This is a genomic window from Burkholderia sp. 22PA0106, from assembly GCF_047497155.1.
Taxonomy (GTDB): Bacteria; Pseudomonadota; Gammaproteobacteria; order Burkholderiales; family Burkholderiaceae; genus Burkholderia.
Map to the genome: position 1 here is coordinate 1,252,206 of NZ_CP163163.1, position 13,612 is coordinate 1,265,817.

At 66.9% G+C, this 13,612-nt stretch carries 12 protein-coding genes; 9 read left to right on the top strand and 3 right to left on the bottom strand.

The window, feature by feature from the left end; translation table 11 throughout:
* Positions 1-150 precede the first annotated feature (150 nt).
* The 4 genes from AB4850_RS20560 to AB4850_RS20575 all read left to right on the top strand — a co-directional run bounded on the left by AB4850_RS20560 (position 151) and on the right by AB4850_RS20575 (position 5,542).
* A complete protein-coding gene (locus AB4850_RS20560) occupies positions 151-1,491 on the top strand; it encodes an MFS transporter (RefSeq protein ID WP_414444837.1) in 1,341 nt (446 codons plus the stop codon).
* Positions 1,492-1,539: 48 nt separating this feature from the next.
* A complete protein-coding gene (locus AB4850_RS20565) occupies positions 1,540-2,814 on the top strand; it encodes a glucarate dehydratase family protein (RefSeq protein WP_414444838.1) in 1,275 nt (424 codons plus the stop codon).
* 260 nt (positions 2,815-3,074) lie between these two features.
* A complete protein-coding gene (locus AB4850_RS20570; protein ID WP_414444839.1) occupies positions 3,075-4,217 on the top strand; it encodes a mandelate racemase/muconate lactonizing enzyme family protein in 1,143 nt (380 codons plus the stop codon).
* Between the two features lie 38 nt (positions 4,218-4,255).
* Complete coding sequence (locus tag AB4850_RS20575; RefSeq protein ID WP_414444840.1) at positions 4,256-5,542, top strand: MFS transporter; 1,287 nt, start codon at positions 4,256-4,258, stop codon at positions 5,540-5,542.
* A 34-nt stretch (positions 5,543-5,576) separates the two neighbouring features.
* Here the strand turns inward: AB4850_RS20575 and AB4850_RS20580 are convergent, their stop codons facing one another.
* Together AB4850_RS20580 and AB4850_RS20585 are read right to left on the bottom strand one after the other, a co-directional pair.
* Complete coding sequence (locus AB4850_RS20580; RefSeq protein ID WP_414444841.1) at positions 5,577-6,386, bottom strand: TlpA family protein disulfide reductase; 810 nt, start codon at positions 6,384-6,386, stop codon at positions 5,577-5,579.
* 42 nt (positions 6,387-6,428) lie between these two features.
* Positions 6,429-6,824: a GNAT family N-acetyltransferase gene (locus AB4850_RS20585; RefSeq protein WP_414444842.1), complete on the bottom strand. Its 396-nt coding sequence runs from the start codon at positions 6,822-6,824 to the stop codon at positions 6,429-6,431.
* 208 nt (positions 6,825-7,032) lie between these two features.
* Between AB4850_RS20585 and AB4850_RS20590 the strand changes: the two genes are divergently transcribed.
* From AB4850_RS20590 to AB4850_RS20605, 4 genes are all read left to right on the top strand, one after another.
* Complete coding sequence (locus AB4850_RS20590) at positions 7,033-7,695, top strand: GntR family transcriptional regulator (RefSeq protein WP_414444843.1); 663 nt, start codon at positions 7,033-7,035, stop codon at positions 7,693-7,695.
* A complete protein-coding gene (locus AB4850_RS20595; protein WP_414444844.1) occupies positions 7,679-8,926 on the top strand; it encodes a dicarboxylate/amino acid:cation symporter in 1,248 nt (415 codons plus the stop codon). The genes AB4850_RS20590 and AB4850_RS20595 overlap by 17 nt, the downstream gene beginning before the upstream one ends.
* A 197-nt stretch (positions 8,927-9,123) precedes the next feature.
* Positions 9,124-9,957 carry an autoinducer binding domain-containing protein gene (locus AB4850_RS20600; RefSeq protein ID WP_414444845.1) on the top strand — a complete coding sequence of 278 codons (834 nt, stop codon included), beginning with the start codon at positions 9,124-9,126 and terminating at the stop codon, positions 9,955-9,957.
* Positions 9,958-10,567: 610 nt separating this feature from the next.
* The gene (locus AB4850_RS20605) at positions 10,568-10,894 is read left to right on the top strand and encodes a hypothetical protein (protein WP_414444846.1); all 327 of its coding nucleotides are present in this window, start codon (positions 10,568-10,570) and stop codon (positions 10,892-10,894) included.
* An 85-nt stretch (positions 10,895-10,979) separates the two neighbouring features.
* Here the strand turns inward: AB4850_RS20605 and AB4850_RS20610 are convergent, their stop codons facing one another.
* Positions 10,980-12,122 (bottom strand): TDT family transporter, encoded by a 1,143-nt coding sequence (locus AB4850_RS20610; RefSeq protein WP_414444847.1) that lies wholly within the window; start codon positions 12,120-12,122, stop codon positions 10,980-10,982.
* A 229-nt stretch (positions 12,123-12,351) separates the two neighbouring features.
* Here AB4850_RS20610 and AB4850_RS20615 point away from each other — a divergent pair, with 229 nt between their 5' ends.
* Positions 12,352-13,284: a LysR family transcriptional regulator gene (locus AB4850_RS20615; protein WP_414444848.1), complete on the top strand. Its 933-nt coding sequence runs from the start codon at positions 12,352-12,354 to the stop codon at positions 13,282-13,284.
* Positions 13,285-13,612 lie beyond the last annotated feature (328 nt).

Genomic DNA, 13,612 nt, shown 5'->3' on the forward strand with positions numbered 1-13,612 from the left:
CGGGCGTCGTCGCGACGCCCCGGCGGCAGCCGCCACGATACCAAACTCCCGCTTCATTGACGCACTAATGTTTTAGTGTTTTAATCCGCAAAACTCGGCGTCGGGCAGTTCGAACCGGCCGGCCGCCGACAGACAACATCAGGAGACACCGTGGAAACTGCGAAGCATCCCGCCGCACCGGGCGAACCCGCGCTCGCGCCGGCCTCGCCGCTCGGGCAGGCGGTCGCGAAGATCGAGCGCCGCGTGCTGCCGCTGTTCGTGATCATGTTCATCGTCAACTACATCGATCGCGTCAACATCGGCTTCGTGCGCGAGCATCTGGCCGCGGACATCGGCATCGGCGCGGCCGCCTACGGCCTGGGCGCGGGCTTGTTCTTCGTCGGCTACGCGATCTTCGAGGTGCCCTCCAACCTGCTGCTCGCGCGCTTCGGCGCGAAGGCCTGGCTCACGCGGATCATGCTGACCTGGGGCATCGCCGCCACGGCGATGGCCTTCGTGCAGGGCGAAACCTCGTTCTACGTGTTGCGCTTCCTGCTCGGCATCGCCGAGGCGGGTTTCTTCCCCGGAGTCATCTATTACTTCACGCAGTGGCTGCCGGCCGGTTCGCGCGGCAAGGCGATGGCGGTATTCCTGAGCGGCTCGGCGCTCGCGTCGATCCTGGCCGGCCCGGTGTCGGGCGCGCTGTTGAGCATCGACGGCTTCGGCCTGCACGGCTGGCAGTGGATGTTCGTGATCGAGGGCGCGGCCTCGATCGTGCTGTGCGCGGTGGTCTGGTTCTGGCTCGATTCGCGTCCGGCCGACGCGCGCTGGCTCGCCGACGCCGAGCGGCGCGCCGTGACCGACACGATCGCCGCCGAGCAGGCCGAGCGCGAGCGCAACCGGCCCGCGCACACGTCGCCGCTCAAGCTGCTGGCCGACCCGAAGATCGCGCTGTACTGCTTCATCTATTTCGCGGTGTCGCTGACGATCTACGGCGCGACGTTCTGGCTGCCGAGCATCATCCGCAAGATGGGCCACTACAGCGATTTCCAGGTGGGGCTGTTCAATTCGATCCCGTGGATCGTGTCGATCGCGGCCATGTACGGCTTCGCCACGCTGGCCTCGCGCTTTCGCAATCAGCAGTTGTGGACCTCGATCGCGCTGGTGATCGCGGCGCTCGGCATGTTCGTGTCGACGTTCGGCGGCGCGTCGTTCGCGTTCGTCTCGATCTGCTTCGCGGCGGTGGGCTTCAAGGCGGCGTCGTCGCTGTTCTGGCCGATCCCGCAGGGCCACCTCGATGCGCGGATCGCGGCCGGCGTGATCGCGCTGATCAATTCGATCGGCAACCTCGGCGGCTTTGTCGCGCCGACCGTGTTCGGCCTGCTCGAACAACACACCGGCTCGATTCGCGGCGGCCTCACGGGCCTGTCGATCACCTCGCTGGTGGCGGTCGGCGCGGTCTGGATGACGCGCGCCGGGCGCCAGCGCGCGCTGGCGCGTCGCGCCGGCTGAACGATCGATCGAAGCCAGGCCTCGCTCACTTTATTGTCAGGAATCCCCATGAAAATCACCCGAGTCACCGTTACCCCGATCGCCTTCAAGGATGCGCCGCTGCTGAACGCGGCCGGGATTCACGAGGTCTATGCGCTGCGCTCGATCATCGAGATCGAAACCGACACCGGTCATATCGGCCTGGGCGAAAGCTATGGCGATGCGCCGGCGCTGGCGGTGCTCGACGCGGTGAAGGGCGAGCTGCTCGGCCTCGATCCGTTCAAGCTGAACCGGTTGCGCGAGATCGTGCGCGCTGTGGTGTCGCGCCTGTCGCCGGCCAGCTCGGCCGGCGCCGAACTGGCGCCCGGCTCGCACGCGAGCAAGGCGGTCAGCAACGCCTATTCGGCGTTCGAGGTGGCCTGCCTCGACGCGCAGGCGCGCTACCTGAACGCGCCGCTGGTGGACCTGCTCGGCGGCGCGGTGCGCAAGGCCGTGCCGTTCAGCGCCTATCTGTTCTTCAAGTACGCCGAACATATCGACAGCCCGTATCCGGCCGACGGCTGGGGCGAGGCGCTCGGCGAGGCGCAGATCGTCGAGCAGGCGCGCCGCATGATCGACGGCTACGGCTTCGAGAGCATCAAGCTGAAGGCCGGCGCGCTCGAACCCGAGCACGAAGTGGCCTGCGTCAAGGCGCTCAGGCGCGCGTTCCCGAACGCGCCGCTGCGCATCGATCCGAACGGCAACTGGTCGCTCGACACGGCGCTGCGGATGGCCGAACTGCTCGGCGACGATCTGCAGTACTACGAAGATCCGACGCCGGGCCTCGAAGGCATGGCCGAACTGCATCGCCGCACCGGCATGCCGCTCGCGACCAACATGGTGGTGACCGATTTCGACGAGTTCCGCCGCAGCGTCGCGTTGAACAGCGTGCAGATCGTGCTGGCCGACCATCATTACTGGGGCGGGCTGCGCGACACGCAGCAACTGGCGCGCATGTGCGACACGTTCGGCGTGGGCGTGTCGATGCATTCGAATTCGCACCTCGGCATCAGCCTGATGGCGATGACGCACGTGGCCGCCTCGGTCGAGAACCTGTCGTACGCCTGCGATACGCATTACCCGTGGCAGGAGCCGGACGAGGAAGTGGTGAAGGGCGGCAAGCTGCCGATCGTCGGCGGCTGCGTGGCGCTGACCGACGAACCGGGCCTGGGCCTCGAAATCGACCGCGAGCAACTGATGAAGCTGCACGAGCTGTACCGGACCTGCGGCATTCGTCAGCGCGACGACGTCGGCCAGATGCGCAAGTACAAGCCGGACTGGACGAACCGGAAGCCGCGCTATTGAGGCGGATCGTAGCGGGTGTGTTGGCAAATGAAATACGACATCGTACAAGTTGAACGCATCGATCATCAGCTTTCACGCACGTTTCAGGCAATAAACGGACTGACGATTGCACTAAACGAACCCATGACGTACGATGACGGACAATTAACCTGAGCCGGAACCGATCCAGCCTGGCCGGGCGTCGATCGCCCGCGCTCCCTGTCCGCCGCCCGGCGGGCAGGGTGGAGACAGTATCGGTCCGGCGGTTTCGAGACTTGCCCGTGAAAATCGCCGCCGTCGAAGTCCTCCGCCTGTCGCTCGCATTCGATGCGGGACGCCGTCCCGCCTCCGATACCGAAGCCGCTTCCGATACCTACAACGCCGCCGACCGCTCGCTGCGCCGGATGGAGACGCTGCTCGTCAAACTGACCGACGACGCCGGCCGCATCGGCTGGGGCGAAGCGTTCGGTCACCTGATCAATCCGGTCACGTTCGCCGCGCTCGAAGGGCCGGTGGGGCGCTGGTTCCGCGGCGCGGAATTCGAGCCGACGCTCGACGGCATCGCGGCGCTGCGCGAGCGCGCCGATCACGCGCTGCATGCGTTCGGTCGTACCGGCCCGGTGCTGTACGCGCTGTCGGCGATCGACACCGCGCTGCACGATCTCGCCGCGCAAGCGGCCGGCTTGCCGCTGTACCGCTGGCTCGGCGGTCATCGCGACACGATCGACGTGTACGCCAGCCTGGTCAGCTACGAGAACGAACCCGATGAAGTGGCGCGCCACGTGCGCCGCGCCTGGGACGAAGGCTTCCGCGCGATCAAGCTGCACGAAACCGAACAGGACGCGATCGTGGCCGCGCGCCGCGCGTTGCCGGCGGCTGGCCGATTGATGGTGGACGTGAACTGCCCGTGGAGCGCGACCGAAGCGGCGCAGCGCGTGGACGCATTGCGGGAGGTGGGGCTGGGCTGGATCGAGGAGCCGGTGTGGCCGTGCGACGACGTTGCCGGCATCGCGCGGGTTCGCGCGCTCGGCGTGCCGGTGGCGGCCGGCGAAAACGCCTCGGGCGTGGCTGGCTTTCGCGAGCTGTTCGAGCGCGGCGCGCTCGACGTTGCACAGCCGAGCATCGCGAAGATCGGCGGCCCGACCGGCATGCGCGCGGTGATCGCGCTGGCCGGCAGCTACGGCGTGCGCGTCGTGCCGCATTGCTTCTATTACGGCGCGGGCCTGCTCGCCACGGCCCACGTGGTGGCCACGCTGCCCGACGACGTCGCGCTCGAAATTCCGTATCTCGACTGGCCCGAGCGCCTGCACGCCGCGCAGCGCCCCGGCGCGCGGCTCGCGCTGCCCGACACGCCGGGCCTCGGCTTCCAGCCCGACGAAGACCTGTTGACCCGCAACCTGATTGCCCGCGCCACGCTCGACTGACACGCCGGCCGCCTCTCATAACGATCAAAGGAGACACGATGAAATTTCGCTACCGCTGGTGGGTGGGCGCACTGCTGTTCGGCGCCGGGATGCTCAACTACCTGGACCGCGCCGCGCTGTCGGTGGTCGCGCCGATCATCAAGCGCGATCTCGGCATCAACGATGCGCAGATGGGCGTGCTGTTCAGCAGCTTCTTCGTCGGCTACTGCCTGTTCTGCTTCGTGGGCGGCTGGGCGGCGGACCGTTACGGCCCGCGCCGCGTGTTCGCGGTGGCGGCCGGCATCTGGTCGCTGTTCTGCGGCGCCACGGCGCTGGCCGGTTCGTTCGCTCACCTGATGATCGTGCGCGTGGCGTTCGGCATGGGCGAGGGGCCGATGGGCACCACCACCAACAAGTCGATCTCGAACTGGTTTCCGCGCAGCGAGGCCGGGCGCGCGGTGGGCTGGACCAACGCCGGGCAGCCGCTCGGCGCGGCCATCGCGGCGCCGATCGTCGGGCTGGTGGCGCTGCAGTTCGGCTGGCGCATCTCGTTCGTGGTGATCGCGCTGCTGGGCTTCCTGTGGCTCGCCGCCTGGTGGACGCTGTTCCGCGACGATCCGGCCACCCACCCGCGCGTGACGGCCGAGGAGGCGCGTGAAATCGTCGCCGACCGCGCCGTGGAGGCGATCCCCGAGGCCGGCCAGCAAGCCGGCCACGAGCGCGGCCTGTTGCGCTATCTGCTGTCGCGCCCGGTGCTCGGCACGGCGCTCGCGTTCTTCAGCTTCAACTACGTGCTGTATTTCTTCCTGTCGTGGTTGCCGAGCTATCTGACCGATTACCAGCACCTGAACATCAAGCAGATGAGCGTGGTCGGCATCCTGCCGTGGCTCGGCGCGACGGTGGGCTTCGCGATGGGCGGCACGGTGTCGGACCGGATCTACCGGCGCACCGGCGACGTGCTGTTCGCGCGCAAGATCGTGATCGTGGTGGGGCTCGGCGTGGCGGCGGCCTGCGTGCTGCTGGCTTCGCAGGTCACCTCGCTGGTGGCGGCCGTGACGCTGATCGCGATCGCCAGCCTGTTCGCGTTCATGGCGCCGCAGGCGTGCTGGTCGCTGCTGCAGGAAATCGTGCCGCGCCAGCGGGTGGGCGCGGCCGGCGGCTTCGTGCACCTGCTCGCGAACCTGGCCGGCATTCTGTCGCCGAGCCTGACCGGCTGGCTCGTGCAATACGGCGGCGGTTATTCGAGCGCGTTCGTGCTGGCTGGCGCATCGGCGCTGGCCGGCGCGGTCATCCTGATGGTGGCGGTGCGCGCCTCGGCCGTGGAGCGGTTGCGCGGCGCGGTATGAGTCGTGCGACGCGCGCCTCGGGCTTCGGTCGGACTCAATGCCCGAAGCGCGCGCCGATCACCTCCTCGAGGCGGGCCGCGGTGATTTCGCCGACATGCGATTCCACCAGCCGGCCGTTCGCATCGAAGAACAGCGTGGTCGGCAGGCCACGCGAGCCGTAGGCGCGCATCGCGCTGCTGGCCGGGTCGAGCAGCACGTTGCCGAAGTGCAGGCCCTGGCTGTCGAGAAACGCGCGCACCGTGCGCGCGTCTTCCCCTTGATTGATCATCAGGATCGCGACGTTGGCATGTTCGCCCTGCGCGCGTGCCAGCACCGGCATCTCGCGCCGGCACGGCGGACACCAGCTTGCCCAGAGATTGACCACTACCGGTTTGCCGGCCGTCAAGGCGGGCGTGACGGGCGCGCCTTCGAGCGTGCTCAGATGCAGCGAGGCCAGTTGCGGCGCATCGCGCTGCAGCGTGACGACCAGACCTTGCGCGAGGCCCCACGCCACGATGCCGGCCGCGAGGCCGCCGAGCACCGGGCGGCGCAGCGCGGGCAGGCCGCGCAGGCGCCAGCCGAGAAACGCGAGCGCGGCGAGCACACCGGCCCAGCCGAGGAAGCCGCCATCGCCGATTGCCGCGATCGCGCGCGGCGTGGCGGCGTACTGAGGCCACCAGCGCACGACATAGGCGAGGCGCGCCGCCACCAGCGCGATCAGCAAACCATCGAGCAGCAGCGCCGCGGCGCGCTTGCCGCCGTGCACGCGCTCGCGCCGTTGCAGGCCGAACGCCACCAGCCCGGCCAACAGGGCGGCGGCCGCGATCGACACCACCTGCACCGAGAACGGCCCGACGCTCGTCATGGCCGATGCCCGCCGTTGCCATGAATCGATCGGATGGCCATCTCAGATCGCCATCGACATTCGGAAGAACAGCAGGTCGGGCTTGGAAGCCAGCCGCAACGGCTCGGAGTCGCACACGAAACCGAGCCGTTCGTAGAAGCCTTTCGCCGAATTGCGCGCCGTGCACCACAAGAACCGGCCGCCGCGCTCGCGCGCGTGGTGCGCGCCGAGGTTGACCAGCAGCCGGCCGAAACCGAGGCCGCGCAGCGATTCGTCGATCGCCATGCCGCGCAATCGCCAACCGTTCGGCGCCTGCGCATCGCTGTCTTCGCGACATACCGACGCAACGCCGACGATCTGCCCGGCGCGTTGCACACCGAGATGCAAGGTTTCGGCGTCGAGATCGCCGGCCAGACGCGACGCCATTTCGTCACCGTCGAGCAGCAATCGGGCGCGCAACGGAACTACTTCGTCAGCCGAAACGCTGAGAATTTCAAAAAGTGAAGCGTGAGTCATCATCCGAAATCGTACCGGGAAAAACCTTCATTCTGATATGAAAACCCGTCAAATCTGACGGTTGATCGGCGAATTGCGACGGCGTATCCTCGTCGCGGGCCGATTGCGACAACGGATTGCGACAACGTGAAGACAATACTGCGATCTCAGGATGGAAGAAAAAATACATTCCGACGCTGACAATGCGTACGACGAAATTCGAACACGAATTCTTGACGGCAGGCTTGAACCAGGGCAAAAAATTTCTCATCGCGGGTTGGCGAACAAACTCGGCATCGGGCAGATGCCGGTACGTAGCGCCTTGCAGCGTCTCGCCACCGAAAACCTCGTGACGGTGTTCGACAAGCGCGGCACGTTCGTGACCGATCCCACGCACGACGATCTCCAGCAAATCTACGAAGTGCGCCTTGCGCTCGAAAGCACGGCGGCGTATCTGGCCGCCTGCAAGGGGCCGACGCCCGCGCTTGCCGCATCGGCGGAACGCGTCATGCGGCTGCTCGAAAGCGGCGAGGCCGACATCATGGCCGAACAGCGGATCGGCTGGGTATTTCACCAGGAAATGTTTCTGGCCGCGCAAAACGAGCGGCTTCACAACTTTTACAAACTGCTCAAGGCGCAAACGCTGGCCTTGAACGAATTGCCGCGTCAGGACCACGCAACGGTCCGGCGCGGCTCCATGGAGCACTTGGCGATCTATGCCGCGATCCGCGACGGGCAACCCGAAGCGGCGCGCATGCATATGTGGAATCACATCGTCGATGGCACACCCGCACGAATTCAACTGATACGGGCCGCACATGAATCAAAGGAATAACAAGTCCTCCCTGCCGATGTGGATGATCGTGGCGCTGGTTCTGGGCGCGGTCGCCGGTGTGGCCGCGCCGCGCTTCGCGGCGGACGTCGGTTTTCTGTCGGTCATGTTCGGCCACGCGATCAAAATGGTGGTGATGCCGCTGATCCTGCTGTCGGTGACGGTCGGCAGCTTTCGCGCCGTCGAGCAACGCCGCCACCTCGGCCGCACGGCCGCCATCACGGTCGTGTTCTTCATCGTCATGACGGCGCTGTCGAGCGCGCTCGGCCTGGGCCTGAACTGGATCTTCCGGCCCGGCCTGGGCGCACCGCTGACCGAATCGGGCGCGCTGCCGCAGCATCTGGCGTCGAGCATCGACTGGCTCGGCTTCATCACCGACATGATTCCGCAGAACCTGGTCGCCGCGCTGGCGTCCGGCAATGCGATCCCTGTGCTGGTGTTCGCGGTGCTGCTCGGCACCGCGCTGGGCGCGGCGGGCGAGGCCGGGCGTCCGGCCATCACGCTGTTCTCGTCGCTGCTGGCGGGGCTGTTCAAGATGGTCGAATGGATCGTCGCGCTGTCGCCGCTGGCGATCTTCGCGGCCGTGGCCGGCCTGATGAGCAGCCGCGGCGTGTCGGGGCTGATGCCGCTGGTGCGGCTGCTCGGCATCGCCTACCTCGGCATGGCGATCCTCGCGCTGCTGCTGACCGCCATCGTGATCGCCACCGGCCAGCGTCCGCTTGCCGTGATCCGCAAGGTCAGCGAGCCGCTGATTCTCGCGTTCACCACGCGCTCGTCGGAAATCACGTATCCGGTGCACCTGAAGAAGCTGACGGAAATGGGCGTGCCGCAATCGGTGGCCTCCACGATCCTTCCGCTGTCCTACATTTTCAATCGCGACGGCGCGGTGCTCTACACGGCGCTGGCGGTCGGCTATCTCGCCGATGCGTATCACATCGTCTGGAGCTGGCCGCTCGCGCTGACCATCCTGGTGCTGACCATCATCACGATCGACGGCGCGGCCAACGTGCCGTCGGGCGCCATCGTGGCGATCACGATCGTGCTGGCGGCGGTCGGCTTGCCGGCCGAAGCCGTGCTGCTGATTCTCGGCGTGGATGCGTTTTTCGACATGGGCCGTACCGCGCTGAACGTGTATGCGAGCACGGTGGCGATGACGGTGTCGATGCGGCTGTCGAGGGGCGAGCGCGACGCGGCGGTCGACCCGGTGGACGGCGGCGCGGGTCAGCCGACCTGAATTCCGCGGCAACGAGGGGGCCGGCGCAGGCGGTTGCGTCGGCCATCCTGCTGTTTCGATGAAGTTGGGTAGTCACGCAGCGGTGCCTCGTCGAGCGCGATGGGGCACCGCGTTTTTGCAGCGCAGGGGCGGGCAATCTGCGATCACAGTTTTGCGTCGTGACAGGCGGCGGCGCGGGAAGCACAAGGAGCAAGGCGTTGGCAAACAGGGAAGGCGTACCGTTCGACGAGCCGCGTGGCCGCGCCGCGCAGAGCGTTGGCGCGCGATCGCCGGCGAGCGCGTCGGTCATGGCGCTGGCGAGTTTCGAGGCCGACGATTGGGCGCTGTTCGACGAATTCGAGCGCGCGCCGCATTTCGAGGCCGTCCGCGCGATCGCGTCGCGGCTCGTGCGGCAGCTCGGTGGCGAACGTTTCGCGTTCCTGCTGATGCCGGCCGAGGGGGCGCCGCTGCGCGCCGCCGACGAGCTGGCGTTGACCGACGCCGAGCCGGGCTGGCTCGGCACCTATCGGGCGCGGCGCTGGTTCGAGGCGGACCCGGGCGTGGCCTATGCACGCCGCACCTCCACGCCGATCGTGGCCACCGGCATCGCGGCACTGACGGAAGGCCAGCACGCGCTACGCGAACACGATGCAGCGCACGGCTTTCGCGCCAAGCTGATCGCGCCGGCGCATCTGCCGACGCAGGGCTTGAGCGGCGTGCTCTACGTGGGGATCGACGCGAGCCCGCGCGAGGGCGAGGCGGCGTTGCATGCGAAGCGCATCTTCTACCGGCTGCTCGCCAGCGAACTGCTCGACTGGCTGGCGCGGCAGATGCGCCGCAATGCGGCGCGCTCGCTGGCGCTGACGGCGCGCGAGACGCGCATCCTGAAGCTGCTGCGTGGCGGCCAGACCGCGAACCAGATCGCCGGGGAGTTATGCGTGGCGGTGCCGACCGTCTACGGGTATTACAAGCGCCTCAATGAAAAATTTTCCGTCAATCACATTTCACTGACGGTAAAGCGCGCGACCGCACTCGGCCTGCTCGATCCGTAAATCGAATGTGCGAGTTTTGAGCGTTGGCGCACAGGACAATAAAAATCGACCGAATATCATCGATTCACGAGATCCAGGACGTGTCGGAAAATATCTTATTTTCGATGCGTGCATATTTTCAAGATTTGATGGAGAATGGCGCCGGCCCATGTGCCATGGGCCGTTCCGCATCCCTTGGCTGACCGCGCGGTATCGATAATCGATGCGGCGCGGGTTCATCCTTTAGCCGGTGCGGTGGCGATACCAGGTAATCGTTTCCAATAACAAAATGGCGTTGATGCCGTGGAAGAGTTAAAGCCGGCGGCTTGGCTTGATTGATTCCGCGATATTGAAAATAAGCCATGCATTCGATGTGCGGGCTCAACCCCGTCAACACGCAATGCCCGGCTTGCTTCACCGGAAGCAGCCGCCGTTGCACTTCGATAGCGAGAGGCCATGAATCCTTTATTTCACGAACCACACCGCAGCCGTGCCGTGACCGTCGAGAAACGCGGTCCGGCGCCGAGTGCATGGCTCGTCGTTTGAGGCGACGAGCGGCAACCGCAGCAGGAATTCGGGCACAAGGCGGCTTCGTCAGCGAAGCCGGCCGGGAAGAAAGGAGCGAGGGCAGATGAACGCGCAGCAGATGCGGGCGGTGAAAACGGGCGTGGCGGGAGACATGAACGGCGCGGCGGCGGGGCGCATGACCAAGGACGAGATGCGGATCGACGTGCTGTTCGGCCGGGTCCACGCTCAGGAGGCGCTGTTGAAGGCCATGATGGAGCAGTGCCGCGATCGCGAAGGGCTGCTGCGCTGCCTCGAAGCCGAAACCGAGCAGATGGGCCAGGCGTTGCGCGACAGCGATTGCTCGCTGCTGATGTACGCGGCGTTCATGGAGCACACGGCCGCGCTGCGCGACAGCATCGCCGCCGAAACCGTCTGCACGGACGGCGACTGAACCGCATCCGCGCCCAGGCGCGAGCGGATCGGCCCCGATGTGCCGGGCGCCGATCCGCATCATCCCCGGATTCATTCGATTCGCTTCAGGCCTGCGTGCTTGCCAGGCATGGCGCGCGGAACATGCGCCCCGCCACCAGCCCCCGCAGCGTGCGGGCGAGCACGACGATCCACAGCATGCCGAGCAGGCAGGCGAAACCGGTGCCGAGCTGCGTGAAGCCGTCGAAGCCGGTCACGTGCGCGAGGTTGAACGTCGCCAGCGTGTACACCCCGATCGGAAACGTGAATCCCCACCAGCCCAGATTGAACGGCAGCCCCTCGCGGCGATAGCGCCACATGAACAGCAGTGCGCAGGCCAGCCACCAGAGGCCGGCGCCCCAGAGCAACAGCGCACCGAGCACCCCCACGTCGCGGGCGACGGCGGCCACCGATTGCAGCGCGGTGCCGGCGAAGGCTTGCGCGGCGGCGTGGCCGAGCGTGATCAGGCCGAGCGCGCCGGTGCCGATCGGGCCGAGCGTGAGGAAGCTCGTCACGCCCAGTTCGCGATGCGGCAGCTTGTGGATCACCAGGCGGAACAGCACGATCGTCAGGATCGAGAACGCGAGCGGCACCGAGATCGCCCACAGCACGTAGCCCGCCCCCACCACCCAGCGCGCCGTCTCGACGTTCAGGTGCGGGGCCAGCACCGCCGCGCTCGATGCGGCCACCTCGGGCGCGACGATCGGCAGCAGCAGCGCGGCGGTCAGGCGTTCGAGGCTGTGCTCCTGCACCGTGAACACCAGATACGGCACGCCCACGGCCACCGCCACCGACAACACCGCATCGAACCCCCACAAGCCGAACGCGACCGAGGTGGCGGTATTGCCGTCGTGGGCGCCGCCGAACAGCACGATGCCGTTGACGATCGGTGCGAGCCCCATCGGCAGGGTGCCGAGGAACAGCGACTGTATCGGGTGACGGAGCATCGGCCGCACCGTTTCGCCGAACAGCACGAGCCGGCCGACGAACATCGCGGCGAACAGCGCGTAGAGCGCGATATCGATGCGCCAGAGCCAGCCGGCCAGCAGCGGCTTGAGCGGCGATGCGCCCGGCAGCGCGTTCAGCACGAGGAAGACGACGCCCGTGCCCATCGTCACGGCGAACCAGTTCGGCGTGAACTGACGAATGTTTTCGAGCCAGGCCGGACGGGCGGCGGCCAGCGGGGCGGGTGAGGCAAGACGGCGTGTCATCGTGGGCTCCGCGGAGGTCTGGAGAAGATGAAACGAGTCTAGTGACGCGACATGGATATAAAAAATACATATTAACGATCGATGCGATGCTTTTTTGATATGCTTTCCGGCACGCTTTTTTCTCGAACCGGGAATAAACGGCGCGCCACGGTGTTTGCCTGCGAGGGCGACGAACGGCGCGACCCTGCCGGCCGTCCACCCCTGTCACCGCGTTCCGGCACTCGACCCGATGAATTTCACGCATTTGCTGGCGTTTTACGAAGTGGCCCGCGCCGGCAGCGTCAGCGCGGGCGCCGAGCGGCTGCATGTCAGCCAGCCGGCCGTCACGCGCGAGATTCGCGAGCTGGAGGCGCGGCTCGGCCTGGTGCTGTTCGACCGGCTGCCGCGCGGCGTGGCGTTGACCGAGGCGGGGCGCGTGCTGTTCGATCACGCCGCGCAGATCTTCGCGCTGGCCGACGCGGCGCAGGCCGAACTGCACGAGATGGCGGGGCTGGGCGCCGGGCAATTGAAGATCGGCGCGAGCAATACGCTCGGCGTCTATTGGGCGCCCGATCTGCTGTCGCGCTTTCATGCGCAATACCCGCGCGTCGCCATCGAGCTGGCCGTCGCCAACACCGAACAGGTGGAGGCGGGGCTGCGCGAGATGCGCTTCACGCTCGGCTTCGTCGAGGGGCCGTTCGACGCCGCGGTGTTCGACGCCCGGCCGATCGGCGCCGACGAGATCGCCGTGGCGGCCGCCGCGAATCACCCGCTGGCGGGCCAGCGGCTCGATCCGGCCGTGCTGGCCGATCGCGCCGTGATCCTGCGCGAGCCGGGCTCGGGCACGCGTGCGATCGTCGAGGAGGCCTATGCGAAACTCGGGCTGCCGATCGTGCCGCGCATGTCGGTGGGCGACACCGAGGCGATCAAGCGCATGCTGATCGCGCAGCCGGCGCTGGCCTATCTGTCGGTGCTCAGCGTGCGCGACGAGATCGCGCGCGGCGACCTGCGGCTCGTCGAGGTCGATGCGCCGCGCATCGAGCGGGCGCTGCATATGGTGTGGTTGAAGGGGCGCTCGCTGTCGCCGGCCGCGCAGGCGTTGATGGCGCTCGTGCCGCCCGCCGAGGCGCCATTGCCTTCGCTTCTTCCTGCTTCCAAACGCCGCCGCAAGCCGGCCGCCTGAACCCGTTTCGCCATCTTCCCGCGCCGGCCGCCGGCCGCGTCCGTTCCTTTCTGATCCCCGCGGTGACGTTCACGAATTTTTTCGTGCGCCGCATGTAACCCAACTCCCGCACCGCACGATCTATTCATTGAGCGACGCGTTCGCGACGCTCGGAAACACCGGCGATCAAAGTTTTTTGCATCGAGCCGGAATATTCGCATCGAGGCGGTGTTAGCACATCTGACAGGCCTTGATTTGCGAAGCGGACAGGCCTGACGAACCGAGGGAAATCCTCAAATTGATCAGGATGCCGAATGTTATTCGGGCGATACGAAACGCACCGATCGAC